Here is a 16331-nt window from a genome sequence, read left to right as displayed (position 1 = left end):
ATTGAACGCACGCAGACCCGCCTCGGCGAGTCGTGTGCGAGGAGTCAGTGTCGTGGCGGGTCGACTTCTGCGACGGCCCAGAAGTCGACCAACGTCCGCGCGATCGTCTTCGCATCGACCAACAATGGCGCGACCCGACCGCCGCCCATCACCACGTCAGCCCGTGCGTTGGGCATGACGGCGCAGGCGGCCCGGGCCTGCTGCGGCGGCCAGCCCTCGTCGTCGTCGTGGGCGGCCAGCATCAACGTCGGCGCCGTGATGCGAGACAGCCGGTGACCAATGTCGGGCCGCTTCAACATCATCGAGCACACGGCGTGGTACATGCCAGTCCGGTCGGCCTGCCGAAACGCATCCATGAACTCTGCGGAACCGTTGGGTCCCAGCAGGGCGTGTGAGAGCGGATCGCAGACCAGCCGGGTCGGACCGAACAGCCGATACAGCGCCACCAGCGGCCACCCTTTGGTCACGCGGAACCGCGGGCTGATGCCGTGCACCGGGGTGCCGATGGTGGTCAGGGTGCGGATCCGGCGCGGTTGGGTGGCGGCCAGCAGAATCCCGATGTGTCCGCCCCAGGCGTTGCCGACCCAGTCGACCGGCTCGCAGATGCGCAGTCCGTCCAGCACGTCCGCAGCGGCTTGAACGCATTCGTCGAACGTGAAGTCGCGGGTGACCGGTGCGCTGCGACCGTGTGACGGTCCGTCGATGGCGATCACGGTGCGGTGTGGCGCGAGCTCGTCGAGCGCCTCGATCAGGGGTTTCCACGACCGGGAGTCCAGGAACAGGCTGTGCCACAGGATGGTGACCGGTCCGCTCCCCCGGCGCGACACATGCAACCGGCCTAAGCCGGTCTCGACGAACTCTTCCATCAGCTTGCTCATGGCGCCCCTCATTTACTTCGGAAGCCGAAACTTCGGTACCCGTAGTATCTTCGGAACTCATGGCGACGTCAAGGGATTTACCCGCCGACCGGCAAGCGATCGGACAGCTACTGGTGCGGTTGACGCGGCAGTTTCGCACCGAGTTGGCCGCGCCGCACACCGAGCAGGGTTATCGCGACATCCGCGATCCCCATCTGCAGATTTTCGGCAATATCCGGATGGGCGGCATCCGCTTGACTGAACTGGCATCCCGAGCACAGCTGAGCCTCGCGGCGACGTCAGAGCTGGTGAACGACCTGTCGGCGCTGGGCTACCTGATCCGCCGCCCCGACCCGCAGGACGGCCGCGCCAAACTCATCGATCTGACCGGACGCGGTCGACGTCTACTCAGCGACGCCGGCAATCGAGTGGCCGAGATCGAGGCTCGATGGTCGAATTTGGTAGGCGCCGACGACTTCGCGCACATGTGCACAACCATGCAGCGACTACTCGATGCGGTCGACCCCGTGGAAGCCCGTGCCTGACGGCCGCCCGCACGCGTGGCGCAACTCACAGCCAACTCGCAGTGCTCGCGCATTGAGGAATATATTTACTTTAGCTAACGTTCTTTTCATCTGCGCAGCGCCGCGCCGCCTGGATTTCATTTCTTTCCTGATTCATTTCAAAGAGGATCTGATATGACGACCACACAAGAAGAGCGGATAGAACGCCGCGCCGAGGAGCTCGCCGCCACCGACCCACAATTCGCCGCCGCCCGGCCCGACCCGACGGTGGCTGAAGCGTTGGAGAACCCGGACTTGCGACTCCCGCAGGTCATTCAGACCGTCCTCGAGGGTTACGCCGACCGGCCCGCGCTGGGCCACCGCGCGGTGGAGTTCGTCGCGGACCCCAAGACCGGGCGCACCATCCTCAACCTGCTCCCTCGTTTCGAGACCGTCACCTACCGCGACCTGGGTGAGCGGATCGCCGCGTTCGGACGCGCCGTGACCGCCGGTGACGTTCAACGCGGCGACCGCGTCTGCGTACTGGGCTTCAACAGCGTGGACTACGCCACGATCGACATGGCACTCGGTCAGATTGGGGCGGTGTCGGTGCCGCTGCAGACCAGCGCGGCGATCGCCCAGCTGCAACCGATCGTCACCGAGACCGGGCCCAGCCTGATCGCGGCGAGTGTGAACCAGCTGACCGACGCCGTCGAGTTGATCCGCGGGGCAGCTCAAACGCCCGGAAAGCTGGTGGTGTTCGACTACCACCCGCAGGTCGACGACGAACGCGACGCCCTGGACGCTGCGGTGGCCGCCCTGGGGGACACCGGTGTGGTGGTCGAGACGCTGGCCGACGTCCTGCGGCGCGGCTCGGAGCTGCCGACGGCGCGGCTCCCGGAGATCGCTGAAGGCGCGCTTGCACTGCTGATCTACACCTCCGGCAGCACCGGCGCCCCCAAGGGCGCGATGTACCCGCAGCGCAACGTGGGCAAGATGTTCCGCCGGTCGGCCAAGAACTGGTTCGGACCGACCGCGGCGTCGATCACCCTCAACTTCATGCCGATGAGCCACGTGATGGGCCGCGGCATCCTCTACGGCACACTCGGCAACGGCGGCACCGCCTACTTTGCCGCCAAGAGCGACCTGTCGACCTTTCTGGAAGATCTGGCGCTGGTGCGGCCCACCGAGTTGAACTTCGTGCCCCGCATCTGGGAGACGCTCTACGGGGAATTCCAGAGCGAGGTGGACCGCCGCCTTGCGACTATGCCGACGAGCCCTGAGTCGGTGGAGGAGCCGGGCCATACAGCCCGGCTGCTCGACGGTGGTGACCGCGCGGCGGTTGAGGCGCAGGTGCTGGTCGAGCAGCGGGAGTATCTGCTCGGCGGACGCTACATCTTCGCGATGACGGGCTCGGCGCCCACGTCGCCGGAATTGAAGGCCTGGGCGGAGTCGCTGTTGGAGATGCACCTGCTGGACGGCTACGGGTCCACCGAAGCCGGGATGGTGCTGTTCGACGGCGAGGTGCAGCGCCCGCCGGTGATCGACTACAAGCTGGTCGACGTGCCGGACCTGGGTTACTTCACCACCGACCGGCCCTACCCGCGCGGCGAATTGCTGGTCAAGACCGAGAACCTGTTCCCCGGCTACTACAAGCGACCGGAGATCACGGTCAGCGTGTTCGATGAGGACGGCTACTACCGCACCGGCGACGTGGTGGCCGAGCTCGCTCCGGACCAGGTGCGTTATGTCGACCGCCGCAACAACGTGCTCAAGCTGGCGCAGGGCGAATTCGTTACCGTCGCCAAGCTCGAGGCCGTTTTCGGCAACAGCCCGCTGGTCCGCCAGATTTACGTCTACGGCAACAGCGCCCACCCCTACCTGCTGGCCGTGGTGGTGCCGCCTGCAGACGCACTGGCTGCGCACAGCGTCGAGGCGCTGAAGCCGATGATCGCCGATTCATTGCAAACCGTCGCCAGACAAGCCGGGCTGCAGTCCTACGAGGTGCCGCGGGACTTCCTCATCGAGAGCACCCCCTTCACCCTGGAAAACGGGCTGTTGACCGGCATCCGAAAACTGGCGTGGCCGAAGCTGAAGGCGCACTACGGCGAGCGGCTGGAACAGCTCTACGCCGACCTGGCCTCGAGCCAGGCCAGCGAACTGACCGAGTTGCGCCGCAGCGGCGCCGACGGCCCGGCGCTTGACACGGTGAGCCGGGCGGCGGCCGCGATGCTGGGCACGGCGAGCAGCGACCTGTCCCCCGCCGCGCACTTCACCGACCTGGGCGGTGACTCGCTGTCGGCGCTGACATTCGGCAACCTGCTACGCGAGATTTTCGACATCGACGTGCCGGTCGGAGTCATCGTCAGCCCGGCCAACGATCTACAGGCGATCGCGACCTATATCGAGGCCGAGCGCCAGGGCACCAAGCGTCCGAGTTTTGCGGCTGTACACGGTCGCGACGCGGTGGAGGTGCAGGCGAGCGACCTGACGCTGGACAAGTTCCTCGACGCCGCGACCCTGGACGCAGCGCCGAGGCTGCCCAAACCGAGCGCCGAGGTGCGAACCGTGCTGTTGACGGGCGCCACCGGATTCCTGGGGCGCTACCTGGCCCTGGACTGGCTGGAACGGATGGATCCGGTCGACGGCAAGGTCATTGCATTGGTGCGGGCGAGGTCCGACGAAGAGGCACGGGCTCGGCTTGACCAGACCTTCGATAGCGGCGACCCCGCGCTGCTGGCCCACTACCAGCGGCTGGCCGCCGACCATCTGGAGGTCATCGCCGGCGACAAGGGTGAGCCCGGCCTTGGCCTGGACCCCCAGGTCTGGCAACGGCTGGCGGACACCGTCGACCTGATCGTCGACCCGGCCGCACTGGTCAACCACGTGCTGCCCTACAGCGAACTGTTCGGGCCCAACGCACTTGGTACCGCCGAGCTGATCAAGATCGCGCTGACCAGCAAGCAAAAGCCATATACCTACGTGTCGACGATCGGCGTAGGCGACCAGATCAAGCCCGGACAGTTCACCGAGGACGCCGACATTCGCCGGATCAGCGCTACCCGCGCCATCAACGACAGCTACGCCAACGGTTACGGCAACAGCAAATGGGCCGGTGAAGTCCTACTGCGCGAGGCCCACGACCTGTGCGGCCTGCCGGTGGCCGTATTCCGCTGCGACATGATCCTGGCCGACACCACCTATGCCGGTCAGCTCAACGTGCCGGACATGTTCACCCGCATGATGCTCAGCCTGGCGGCGACCGGGATTGCACCGGCCTCGTTCTACGAGACCGACTCCGAAGGCAACCGGCAGCGGGCCCACTACGACGGGCTACCGGTCGAGTTCATCGCCGAGGCCATCTGCACGCTGGGCGCCCAGAATGTCGGCCAGGGGTTCCAGACCTACCACGTCATGAACCCTCACGACGACGGCATTGGCATGGACGAGTTCGTGGACTGGCTCGTCGACCCGGCCGTCGCAGGTTGCGCGATCCAGCGCATCGCCGACTACGGGGAATGGCTGCAGCGGTTCGAAACCGCGCTGCGAGGCCTACCGGAGAAACAGCGTCAGACCTCACTGCTGCCGTTGCTGCACAACTACCAGAAACCCGAGCGGCCACTGCGCGGGTCGCTGGCACCCACCGACCGGTTCCGCCGGGCGGTACAGGACGCGAAGATCGGACCGGACAAGGACATCCCGCACGTCACGCCGGTAATCATCGCGAAGTACATCAGCGATCTGCGGCTGCTGGGACTGCTCTGAACCAGGACACGGACAGGCGTTCGGGTTCGTCGACCGAACGCCTGTCCTGCTGTCCGGGGACATCGCGTTCGTTTGACGACCGGCAGACCCAGCGGGATATCGACACCCGCGGCGACCGCTGTTCGGCGGTGGGAGATGTCGACTGGGTTACGACGATTTGAAGGGTGGCAGACTCGAACCCATGGCCCAGCCCTCCAACCATGACCTTGCGCTGCGTATGGCCGAGCTGGCTCGCGTGGTCGCGACACCCCGTCGCGTCGAAGACATTCTGACCGAGGTCACCTCCGCCGCGATGGAGCTGATAGCGGGTGTCGACACCGCCGGAATTCTGCTGATCGGCAAAGGTGGCCGGTTCGATTCAGTTGCCGCGACCGATGAGCTGCCGCACGAGCTCGACGAGCTGCAACACACCCTCAACGAGGGACCGTGCATCGAGGCAGCGTCGTCATCCGACTACGACGTGGTGCGGACGGACGATTTTCGTAACGAAACGCGCTGGCCTGCCTACTCGGCGGCCGTGCAGCAGCTTGGCGTGCTCAGTGGAATGTCCTTCCGGCTTTACACCCATGAGCGCACCGCCGGCGCGTTGAACTTGTTCGGGTACCAGCCCACTCAGTGGGATGTCGAGCGACAGACCATCGGTATGGTGCTGGCCGCCCATGCCGCCGCGGCGATCATGTCCAATCGCCAGAGCGAGAACCTGCGATCAGCGGTCGCCAGCAGGGACCGGATCGGGCAGGCCAAGGGAATAATCATGGAGCGCTACGACGTCGAGGATGTGCGAGCCTTCGACATGCTGCGCCGGCTTTCCCAGGAGAGCAATACGTCACTGGTCGATATCGCCCAGCGGGTCATCGACACCCGCGGGGATCGCTGACCAGCGTTTATGTAGAAAAAGCCCGGTCAGTTTTGGGTTGCTGTCCGGAGTGAGCCTGTTCGGGACGGGCGTTGAACTGGAAGCTCATTCCACAACACGGTCCTTATTTGCCACCTTTCACGAGTATTCCGAACACGAAACACATTGTGCAACTACCACTTTCACGGTGCAATCACGAATTTTTCGGCAGTTTGGTGGACCGAAATTGGACGCACCTGCGGAAATCACGGAGTGCAGAATCGCCGTGTGATGAATTTCCCGGGAAATGTCCAATAGTTTTTGAGTTTAAATGCTGACGATTCTGCGGCCGCGGGATAGCGTGTGGGCGCAGTCATCGCTGATCGCTCACCGCGAGGTCAAGGAGCACCGGGTATGTCTTCTTTTTTGATCGCATCCCCGGAGGTGTTGGCCCTGGCGGCGGGCGACGTGCGGGGTCTGGGTGAGCTGCTGCGGGCGGCCAATTCGGTTGCGGCTCCGTGGACCACCGAGATCGCCCCGCTGGCCGCAGATGAGGTGTCGGCGGCGGTGACGGGGGTGTTCGGCGCCTTCGGGCAGGAGTACCAGGCGCTCAGCATCCACGTGGCGCAGTTTCATGAACACTTCATGCGCACGCTGGGTGCCGGCGCCGCGGCATACGCGGCGGCTGAGACCGCAAACCTGTCCCCGTTGCAGATCCTTGAGCAAGACGTACTGGGGTTGATCAACGCACCGACCAACACCCTGATTGGGCGTCCGTTGATCGGCGACGGTTACCGCGGCGCCGCGGGAACCGGGCAGGCCGGTGGGGCCGGCGGAATCCTGTGGGGCAACGGTGGCAACGGCGGGTCGGGAGCCACCGGCCAGACCGGCGGACGCGGCGGGGACGCCGGGTTATTCGGCAACGGCGGGGCCGGCGGAGCCGGCGGGGCCGGCGCGGCGGGGGCTATCGGCGGGACCGGTGGAGCCGGTGGTGCCGGTGGACTGTTGAGCGGATTCGGTGGCGCCGGGGGCGCCGGAGGTGCCGGCGGGGCGGGGGTTGCCGGCGCCGGGGGCACCGGTGGGGCCGGCGGCAGCGGAGGGGCCGGTCGGGCGCTGTTCGGTGGAGGGGCCGGTGCGGGCGGTGCCGGCGGCACGGGCGGTGCCGGCGCCATCGGCGCCACCGGGACCGCAGGAGCGGGACCGCTGGGCGGTGTAGGCGGCATCGGGTACGCCGGTGGAGCCGGCGGTGTCGGCGGAGACGGCGGAGCCAGCTACGGACTGCTGAGCGCAGGTGGGGCCGGTGGAATCGGCGGCACCGGCGGAGCGGGCGGCCAGGGCGGGACCGGCGGCACCGGCGTGGGATTTGACGCCGACGGCGGCAACGGCGGCACCGGAGGAAGCGGCGGTGCCGCAGGGACGGGCGGCGCCGCAGGATCCGGCGGATATTTCGGAACCGCAGGACATGCTGGTGGCGCCGGCACCGGCGGAGTGGGCGGCACCGGCGGGACCGGCGGTCAAGGTGATGCGGGCGGGATCGGTAAATCGGACACCAACCCGCTGCCCGGCGGTACCGGCCGCACCGGCGGCACCGGTGGTCAAGGCGGCAACGGCGGTGCCGGCATCGGTGGACTGCACGGCGGCGGCGGCGGTCAAGGCGGCACCGGCGGCGACGGTGGCGGCGGTGGTGCGGGTGGCGACGCCACCGGCACCACCACCACCGGGGCCACCGGCGGCGGGATGGGCGCAAAAGGCGGGCACGGCGGAAACGGCGGCGCCGCAGGACTGGGCGGCAGCGGAGTCGACGGCGGCGCGGCCGGCAGCGTGGGCACCGGCGGCACCGGCGGCCTCGGCGGCAATGGTGGAGGCGGCGCCGCTGGCCAAAACGGCAATCCCGACCCGATCGCCCCGGTAGCGGGCTTCCAGGGCGGCCAGGGCGGCACCGGCGGTGACGGCGGTGACGGCGGCGCCGGCATCAACGGCGTCGGCGGCGGCAAAGCCGGCGCTGGCGGCACCGGCGGCCAGGGCGGCACCGGGGGCACCGGCGGCACCAACACCGGCACCACCAGCACCGGCGACACCGGCGGCGGCCAAGGCGCCCAAGGCGGCCAAGGCGGCACCGGCGGCACCGCCGGCAAAGCTGGCACCCGCATCGACGGCGGAGCGGCCGGCGCCAACGGCCTCGGCGGCACCGGCGGCCTCGGCGGCAACGGCGGAGGCGGCGCCACCGGCGCCAACGGTGCCAACGGCAGCGACACCACAACCGCGCCCACCAACGGCTTCCAGGGCGGCCAGGGCGGCACCGGCGGCACCGGTGGTGACGGCGGCGCCGGCATCAACGGCGTCGGAGGCGGCAAAGCCGGCACCGGCGGCACCGGCGGCCAAGGCGGCACCGGGGGCACCGGCGGCACCAACACCGGCACCACCACCACCGGCGACACCGGCGGCGGCCAAGGCGCCCAAGGCGGCCAAGGCGGCACCGGCGGCACCGCCGGCAAAGCCGGCACCCGCATCGACGGCGGAACAGCCGGCACCAACGGCACCGGCGGCACCGGCGGCACCGCCGGCAACGGCGGAGGCGGCGCCACCGGCCAAGCTGGCACTTCCGACCCGCAATTCCCAATCCCTGGCTTCCAGGGCGGCCAGGGCGGCGCCGGCGGCACCGGCGGCACCGGCGGCGCCGGCATCAACGGGATAGGGGGTGGCGCCGGCGGCCAAGCCGGCGTAGGCGGCACAGGCGGAGCGGGCGGGACCGGCGGCCCTAACGTTGGCGATACTGACTCCGCACCCGGCACGAAAGGCGGTCGGGGCGGTACCGGCGGTGAGGGCGGCACCGGCGGAGCCCCGGGCGCGGGCAGCACTATAGGCGGCCAGGGTGGACAAGGCGGCAAGGGCGGCAGCGGCGGCAACGGCGGCCAGAGCATTTTGACCGTCGCGAATGCCAGCCCATTGGCCGGTGGTGGTGGTGGGGGGGGTGCGGGCGGCCGCGGCGGCGCTAGCGGAGGCGGCGCGGCCAACGGCGGTCTGGGCGGCGTCGGCGGCAGCGGCGGCAACGGGGGCGCAGCCCTCGACCCCAGTACCCACGCCGCCGCTTTTGGAGGTTTCGGTGGCGGTGGCGGTGGAGGTGCTGCCGCTTCAGGCGAGGTTGGTGGCAGGGGCGGCGCAGGCGGCGGCGGGGGTGGGGGCGCCGGCATTGCCCAAGCCTTTGCTTTCGGCGGTGGTGGTGGCGGCGGGGGCGCATCCGGAGGCGCGGGTGGTACCGCTGGAAACGGTGGCGGTGGCGGTAACGGTTTTGCCTTGGACGTGAGCAACCTCGGCACTGGCGGGCCAGGCGGGGCCGGGGCGCCGTCAAGCACCGGCGGCGGTGGCGGCCAAGGCGGACGCGCCAATATCTTCGTCACCAACACTGCCCTCGACGGCCAACCGGGCGCTAGTGGCAGCGCGGGTGGAGCGGGCGGCGGCGTCCAGTTCACCGCACAGGGAGGTCAAGGCGGGACTGCCACCGGATCGGGCGGCGGCGGCGGAACAGCGTTTCAGTTGTTCTTCCCGATTGTCGGTAACGGCGGTGCGGGTCAGTCCAGTTGATCCTCGCGCGACCGACTGCGCCACCCCTCACGACGTTGCCGCGGCGATCAACCGCGCTGGTGGGGCCACCGCAGGCACGCGTTACCGGGGCCGGTACCTGTTCCCGCGGACGCAGGGCACGCCGCCAGCGCCGCGGGTCGTTGTCCACCGCGACCTGCTCACCACGGGGCTTTGTCCGGGCGTCCGACGTCGGTTCCGTCGCGGGGGTGTCGTCCGCCGGCTGGTAATCACCCCCGGCTGGCGCCGGTTCGGCACGTACTGAGCGCGCGAATGCCGGCGCCGGAACGTCGCGAGCCAGGCGGCAGAAGATACGCGCCAACGCGAACCCGCGGACCAACACGGTAAACGTGCCCAACCCGGTGAAATACACAGTGAAATGTTGGATGTCCGGGATTGCGCGCCTGCGCTCGGTGGCACCGGCCAGATCACCGATCGTCCCCAGGTGCGGCCACGGAGCTACCTGCTGCCCGATGACGAACCACGCGCCGGCCACCACCGCCAGAACGCCGCCGAGGGTGGCGACGGCACGGTTCCTGAGGCGATGAGAAGCATGCCCCCGGAAGCCCTTCGAACCAGCCTCGCGCCGCTGTCCACGTCCAATCCTCGACGGGCGTGAAGGCAAAGTTGAAATGGGGCCCTACGGACGGCACCAGTGCCCCCGCGCACACCAAGAGGACCAGCAATATGACGCTGACGGCGAACGAAGAGCACGCCGCTTGTCAGGCTGCCCTGTGAGCCAAAACTTTGCGTCTAACGGGACCGGGCGACGCTACGGATGCGAGACCGGCGTGCGGTGGCGGCGGAACAACCCGCCGCGCCGCTGTCCGTTGTCGTCCGCCGGCGCGAATCGGTCGCGCGGCTTGGTGAGAGCATCCGTGGACACCTCGCGGTCAGGTTCGACCAGTCCGCTGTGCTGCGGCTCCGCCGGGGCCGGCCCAACTGGTTGAGCGACCGAATCAACAGGCCGGACATCCCGAGCCAGCCGGAACGCCATCCGAGCCAACGCGGCCCCGGCAAGGAGGGTGATCAGCACACCCGGCCCGGAGAAGTACGCAAGCTCCACCGCAGCACGCTTACGATCCGTCGCGCCCACCGGGTCGCCGACCGACCCCACACTCACCAGCGGTGCCACGATGCGGCCGACGACGAACCACGCGCCGCCTAGGGCGGCCAGCCAGCAGCCGAGCAAGGCGCTGCCGCGGTTACGCGAGACGAGGACCAGCAGACCACCGACAGCGGTGGCTACGCCGGGAAGCACCTCGAGCCAGCCACGCGCGGCCGTCCAGGCCTGACCTGGTGTGTAGGCGAAGTCGAAGTTCGGGCCGACGAAAGAATGAGTGCGCCCCAGGCGCCCAGGATCACTAACACCAGTCCGATCACGGCGCCACGCGAGCGTGGGATTCGTCCCCGGGCGGGACGGTCCTCGATGGTTTTCATGACATCTCCCTCGGTAGGTACCAAGTTGGGTACCCGGACATGCCGCCGTTGAAGCACATCGCCCAACGTGTACTGATGGCGAAGCGCGTGCCGGAATGTCGCCCTGAGCGCACGTTCGGCGAAAGGTGAAGGCCTACGTCAGCAGCCCGACTAGGAGCAGCACGATCGCGATCACCGGGAACAGCCCCTGCGTCACCGCCGCTCGCGCCTTGTCCCGCGCGGATAGCAACAGCACCACCGCGGCCGCACCCATCGAACCGACCCCGGCAAACACCAGGGCCGCGCCGACGTCGCGATAGCCGGTGCACACCGCGGCGATGCCGATCCCGGCCACAATGGCCAGAAACAGGTTGTAGAACCCCTGGTTGAAGGCCAAAAGCTTGGTGGTCTCGGCTTCCTCGACCGTGGTACCGAACGTGGCACGGGTGCGCTTTGAGGTCCACGTCAACGATTCCATCGTGAAGATGTAGACGTGCAGGACCGTGGCCAGCGCGGCGAATATCAAAGCGGCGGTGATCATTTCAGTCCTCCTAGTCGAACAGGCCGGGCTGCGAGATCCCGGCCGGCGGCGTCATGCCCAGATGCGTCCAGGCCAGCGCCGTGGCCACTCGCCCGCGTGGCGTACGCGCAACCATCCCGGCGCGCACCAGGAAAGGCTCACACACTTCCTCCACGGTCGCAGCCTCCTCGCCCACCGCCACTGCCAGCGTCGAGACACCCACTGGACCGCCGCCGAAACTGCGGGTCAGCGCCGACAACACGGCCCGGTCCAGCCGGTCCAGCCCGAGCTCGTCGACGTCGTAGACCTCTAGCGCGGATTTTGCGACGTCGCGGGTGATGATGCCGTCGGCGCGAACCTCGGCGAAGTCACGGACCCGACGCAGCAGCCGATTGGCGATCCGCGGGGTGCCGCGCGATCGGCGCGCGATCTCGGCCCCGGCCTCCGTGCCCAACTCGATGCCCAGGATGCCGGCGGATCGCGCCAGCACCCGCTCCAACTCGGCGGGTTCGTAGAAGTCCATGTGCGCGGTGAAGCCGAACCGGTCGCGCAGCGGGCCGGTCAGAGCACCGGACCGGGTGGTCGCCCCAACCAGCGTGAACGGCGCGACGTCCAGCGGAATCGACGTCGCACCCGGGCCTTTGCCGACCACCACGTCAACCCGGAAGTCCTCCATCGCCAGATACAACATTTCCTCGGCGGGCCGGGCGATGCGGTGAATCTCGTCGATGAACAACACGTCGTGCTCGACCAGGTTGGACAGCATCGCGGCGAGGTCTCCGGCACGTTCCAGGGCCGGCCCCGACGTCACCCGCAGCGAGGTTCCCAGCTCGGCGGCGATGATCATCGCCAGGGACGTCTTGCCCAGCCCCGGCGGCCCGGACAGCAGGATGTGATCCGGGGTGCCGCCGCGGTTCTTGGCACCCTCGATGACCAACTGCAGCTGCTCACGCACCCGCGCCTGGCCGATGAACTCCCGCAGCGACCGAGGCCGCAGGCTGCCGTCGATGTCGCCCTCCCCGACGGCCAGCGCCGGGGAGACGTCACGTTCCTCGAAATCCTGCTCGCTCATTTGGCCTTACCCAGCAACGACAGCGCGGCCCGCAGCGCGGTGGAGGTGGACGCCTCCCGGTCGGCGGCCAGCACCTTGTCGGTGGCCTCCTCGGCCTGCTTGACCGCGAACCCGAGCCCGACCAGGGCCTCCACCACCGGGCCGCGTACGGCATGACCGTTGACCGCCGGCGTTTCGGCCGCCCCGGCAACCGCACCGACTTTGTCGCGCAGTTCCAGCACCATCCGTTCGGCGCTGCGTTTACCGATGCCGGGCACCCGGGTGAGCGCGTTGACGTCGCCGCCGGCCAGCGCCTGGCGCAGCGCCGCCGCATCGTGCACGGCCAGCGTCGCCATCGCCAGCCGTGGACCGACCCCGGACACCGACAGCAGCGTCTGGAACAGGTCGCGGGTCTCGGCGTCACAGAACCCGTACACCGTCATCGAATCCTCACGCACGATCATCGCCGTGATCAGCCGTGCCTCGGTGCCCGCCCGCAACGTCGCCAGCGTCGAGGGCGTCGCGTTCACCCGGTACCCCACACCGGCGGCCTCGATCACCGCGTGGTCCAGTGCCACCTCCAACACCTCTCCGCGCACCGAGGCGATCATCGGGCAGCCTTCAACTTGGCCAGATACTTGCTGCGTTGTTGGGCCGCCCGGGCCTCGGCGGCGGCCATCCGGGCCAGCATCGGCGCCCGCCAGCAGTGGCAGATGGCCAGCGCCAGCGCATCGGCCGCGTCGGCCGGCGTCGGCTTGGCCTGCAACGCCAGGATTCTGGTGACCATGGCCGTGACCTGCGCCTTATCGGCGGCGCCGTTGCCGGTCACCGCCGCCTTCACCTCGCTGGGGGTGTGGAAGTGCACGTCGATGTCGCGCTTGGCCGCCGCCAGCGCGACTACTCCGCCGGCCTGCGCGGTGCCCATCACGGTGCTGACGTTGAGCTGGGAGAACACCCGCTCGATGGCCAATACGTCCGGGTGGTGGGTGTCCAACCAATGATCAACGGCGTCGCTGATGACCAGCAACCGCCGGTGCAGCGGCTCGTCGGACGGGGTGCGTACCACGTCGACGTCCAGCGCGGTAATCTGCCGGCCGCGTCCGCCTTCCACCAGCGACAGCCCGCACCGCGTCAACCCGGGATCGACGCCCATCACCCGCACCGCAGCTCCCCACGTCGTACGAACAGCTGTTCGATAGCCTAGCCGGTAGTTGCGGCGTCGCGGGTGAGGGACACGCACTGACTCGCTGAGCTACCTTTATGGCGCATCGGGGAAAGGGTTCGTGTGGGAGCGCAGCTGGTGGTGATCGCGGCGGCGCTGTTCATCGCGTCCATTCTCGCTCTCGTTTACGCCGTCAAGACACTCACGACGACCAAGCCCTGTCGGCCCGGCGGTGAGATGGACTACGTCGACGACGCGGACTTGGCCGACTCCGCGCTGCTGTCATTCGAACGCTGGGCACCGGAAATGCCGTGGGAAATCTCGACCGTCACAACCGTGCTGACCGGTGGGCTCACCGTCAACTCCGCGGCCTCGGGGTAGCACCGGTGCCGCTCCATCAGCTCGCTGTCGCACCGGCCGACGTGTCCGGGGCCCGGTTGGCACTGGCGCTCAACGCGGCGACACCTCCTCCCCTGGCCACCTATCGACTGGAACACCCCACTGGCGGCGCGCTGCTGCTCGGCGTCCTGGGTGCCTCGCATGTCGTCAGCGTGGAACACCACACCCGCAGCTTCTCCGAGCAAGTTTCGTGCGCCGTCGGCGGCGATCTGCCTGAGCGCTCCGACGCGCCCGGTTACCACCTCGAATCGGACACCGAGACGCACGACGAGGCGGCCTTCCGCGCTCTGGCACAGTGCCTGCGCGAACGGTGTACTCACGAACCCGGGTGGCTGGGCGGTGTGTTTCCGGGTGATGACGCTGCGCTGACCGCGCTGACCGCCGAGGCGGTGGGCGATGGCTGGCACTGGCAGACCTGGCACCTGTACCCGGCGTCCCCTGCTGGGTTGGGCGGGTTGGTGGTGTACACCGCGAGCCGGTGGCATCCATGAGCCGCAACCGCCTGCTGCTGATCCCTTTCGGGTTAGCCGTCGTGGGCAGCGCGGGCCCTGGGATTCGGGCTCGTGCTGCTGAACCGGGACATCCGTCGGATTCACCCCGGGCTCGCCTTCGGCGGCTCGCGAAGCCCTCCCAGCGAGCCGGGCGGCAGTAACTGAGAGCGCGAGACAACCAACTCAGTCATGGCATTCGAGGCAGGAGCCGATTTCGGCAACGTCAACGTTAACCCCGGTGCTGCACGGCGTGGTGGCCACCGTCTACTTAGCCCGGCACACACGGCAAGCAGGAGACTGTTGGCGGACCGCAGGCGCCTCAGCCGTTGTTGCCGTTGGCGCCGGGGTTACCAGACGTGCCAGGTCCGCCCGGGTTACCGGCTCCACCCTTCCCTTGGGCGCCTTGCCCACCCTGACCGCCGGCTCCTCCAGTTCCGGCGTCGCCAGCCGTGCCGCCGACGCCACCGATGCCACCGGGACCGCCGCCGTCACCTCCATCGCCGCCATCGCCGCCAGTGCCGCCTTGAGACCCGTTAGCGCCGGGGCCGCCGGGGCCCACCGACGCGAATGATGTACCGCCATTGCCGCCCGCGCCACCGGTGCCGCCGACGCCGCCCGCGCCGCCGGCCCCGCCGTCGCCGCCACCGATCGAAGATGCACCGCCCGCCCCGCCGATTCCGCCCTTACCGCCGGTACCGGCAATCCCGCCGGAGCCGCCGCTGCCGCCCGGCCCACCACCGCCGCCCGCACCGCCGGTGCCGCTCGTGCCTCCGCTGCCTCCGTCACCGCCTACACCGCCGGTCCCGGCGATGCCGGAATTCGATGCCCCGCCGGCACCGCCGGCGCCTCCACTCCCGCCTGCGGCACCGGCCCCGCCGGCGGCCCCAGCGCCTCCGGATGAGGATGGGCCGCCGCCACCGCCCTGTCCGCCGGCGCCGCTAGTCCCGGCATGACCGCCCGCCCCACCGGTCCCTCCCACACCGCCGGTGCCCGTCCCCGATGCACCGCCGGCTCCGCCGATGCCGCCCGTGCCACCGCCGCCAGCAGCCCCACCGACCCCGCCGGTACGCCCAGGCAAACCGCCACCACTCCCGCCTCTCCCGCCGTCCCCCCCGTCCCCGCCGCTGCCGCCCGCTCCAGCAGCGCCGCCCGCACCGCCGGTGCCGTTGGTCGCCGCGCCGCCGAGTCCACCACTGCCGCCGGCACCACCGCCACCACCGGCACCACCGGCCCCGCCGACGCTGGGAGGGGCCACGGTCGCACCAGCAGCACCCTTGCCCCCATCACCACCCGCACCACCGGCCCCACCAATGCCCCCGGCCCCGCCATTACCCGAGATCGAACCGCCGACACCTCCCGCACCGCCTTGACCGCCGGCACCGCCGCCAAAGCCGTTGGTTCCGGGATCACTCGGGTTCTTGCCATCGAGTCCGGCCAAGCCGGCCGCGCCGTCACCACCGGCGCCGCCAGCCCCGCCGTTGCCCACCGCCCCACCATCGCCCCCAGCCCCACCGTTACCCCCGGGCTGGCCCGCCGCGGTCGCGGCAAAACCATTCCCACCAGCCCCACCATTACCACCACCAGTGACCGCTGCCCCCGCAGCCCCGGTCGCCCCGTTCACCGAGCCCAAACCACCCACACCACCCAATCCCGCCGCACCCGGGTTACCGCCCTTGCCCCCCGCCCAGCCATCGGGACTTAGCGCAGTCCCAGCCGCCCCCTTACCACCATCGCCGCCACTGCCACCGCT

Annotated in this window: 12 protein-coding genes and 2 pseudogenes; 7 read left to right on the top strand and 7 right to left on the bottom strand. The window is 69.4% G+C overall.

Going from position 1 to position 16331, the window contains the following annotated elements:
- Window positions 1-44: 44 nt before the first annotated feature.
- Window positions 45-878, bottom strand: coding sequence for an alpha/beta fold hydrolase (locus ACX9NE_RS11840; RefSeq protein WP_459363892.1), 834 nt, complete (start codon window positions 876-878; stop codon window positions 45-47).
- 59 nt (window positions 879-937) lie between these two features.
- Between ACX9NE_RS11840 and ACX9NE_RS11835 the strand changes: the two genes are divergently transcribed.
- The 5 genes from ACX9NE_RS11835 (at window position 938) to ACX9NE_RS11815 (ending at window position 10158) form a co-directional block, all read left to right on the top strand.
- On the top strand, window positions 938-1402 hold the full coding sequence (locus ACX9NE_RS11835) for a MarR family winged helix-turn-helix transcriptional regulator (RefSeq protein ID WP_459363893.1): 465 nt from the start codon (window positions 938-940) through the stop codon (window positions 1400-1402).
- 153 nt (window positions 1403-1555) lie between these two features.
- Window positions 1556-5125, top strand: coding sequence for a carboxylic acid reductase (gene car / locus ACX9NE_RS11830; protein ID WP_459363894.1), 3570 nt, complete (start codon window positions 1556-1558; stop codon window positions 5123-5125).
- A 181-nt stretch (window positions 5126-5306) separates the two neighbouring features.
- Window positions 5307-6002, top strand: a complete 696-nt coding sequence (locus ACX9NE_RS11825) for a GAF and ANTAR domain-containing protein (protein WP_459363895.1) — start codon at window positions 5307-5309, stop codon at window positions 6000-6002.
- Window positions 6003-6374: 372 nt separating this feature from the next.
- Window positions 6375-9542, top strand: a complete 3168-nt coding sequence (locus tag ACX9NE_RS11820; RefSeq protein WP_459370724.1) for a PE family protein — start codon at window positions 6375-6377, stop codon at window positions 9540-9542.
- Between the two features lie 379 nt (window positions 9543-9921).
- The gene (locus ACX9NE_RS11815; RefSeq protein WP_459365207.1) at window positions 9922-10158 is read left to right on the top strand and encodes a hypothetical protein; all 237 of its coding nucleotides are present in this window, start codon (window positions 9922-9924) and stop codon (window positions 10156-10158) included.
- 153 nt (window positions 10159-10311) lie between these two features.
- On the opposite strand, the pseudogene ACX9NE_RS11810 reads toward ACX9NE_RS11815, so the two are convergent.
- The 5 genes and pseudogenes from ACX9NE_RS11810 to ruvC form a co-directional block, all read right to left on the bottom strand.
- Window positions 10312-10979: pseudogene (locus tag ACX9NE_RS11810) on the bottom strand (hypothetical protein).
- Window positions 10980-11112: 133 nt separating this feature from the next.
- Window positions 11113-11499: a DUF1304 domain-containing protein gene (locus ACX9NE_RS11805; protein WP_459365206.1), complete on the bottom strand. Its 387-nt coding sequence runs from the start codon at window positions 11497-11499 to the stop codon at window positions 11113-11115.
- Between the two features lie 10 nt (window positions 11500-11509).
- On the bottom strand, window positions 11510-12550 hold the full coding sequence (gene ruvB, locus ACX9NE_RS11800) for a Holliday junction branch migration DNA helicase RuvB (protein WP_459365205.1): 1041 nt from the start codon (window positions 12548-12550) through the stop codon (window positions 11510-11512).
- Window positions 12547-13140, bottom strand: a complete 594-nt coding sequence (gene ruvA, locus ACX9NE_RS11795) for a Holliday junction branch migration protein RuvA (protein ID WP_459365204.1) — start codon at window positions 13138-13140, stop codon at window positions 12547-12549. Before ruvA ends, ruvB begins: the two co-directional genes overlap by 4 nt.
- A complete protein-coding gene (gene ruvC / locus ACX9NE_RS11790) occupies window positions 13137-13691 on the bottom strand; it encodes a crossover junction endodeoxyribonuclease RuvC (protein WP_459365203.1) in 555 nt (184 codons plus the stop codon). The genes ruvA and ruvC overlap by 4 nt, the downstream gene beginning before the upstream one ends.
- 123 nt (window positions 13692-13814) lie before the next feature.
- On the opposite strand from ruvC, the gene ACX9NE_RS11785 reads away from it, so the two are divergent.
- Together ACX9NE_RS11785 and ACX9NE_RS11780 are read left to right on the top strand one after the other, a co-directional pair.
- Entirely contained in the window at window positions 13815-14072 is a 258-nt protein-coding gene (locus ACX9NE_RS11785; protein WP_459365202.1) for a hypothetical protein, read from the top strand.
- Window positions 14073-14077: 5 nt separating this feature from the next.
- Window positions 14078-14581: a DUF2617 family protein gene (locus tag ACX9NE_RS11780; RefSeq protein ID WP_459365201.1), complete on the top strand. Its 504-nt coding sequence runs from the start codon at window positions 14078-14080 to the stop codon at window positions 14579-14581.
- Window positions 14582-14900: 319 nt separating this feature from the next.
- Here ACX9NE_RS11780 and ACX9NE_RS11775 read toward each other — a convergent pair.
- Window positions 14901-16331: pseudogene (locus ACX9NE_RS11775) on the bottom strand (PE family protein); the annotation flags it as partial.

This window comes from Mycobacterium sp. ML4 (assembly GCF_054515735.1).
Note: the sequence above shows the minus strand (reverse complement) of the source record. Positions and strands in the feature narration are given on the sequence as shown.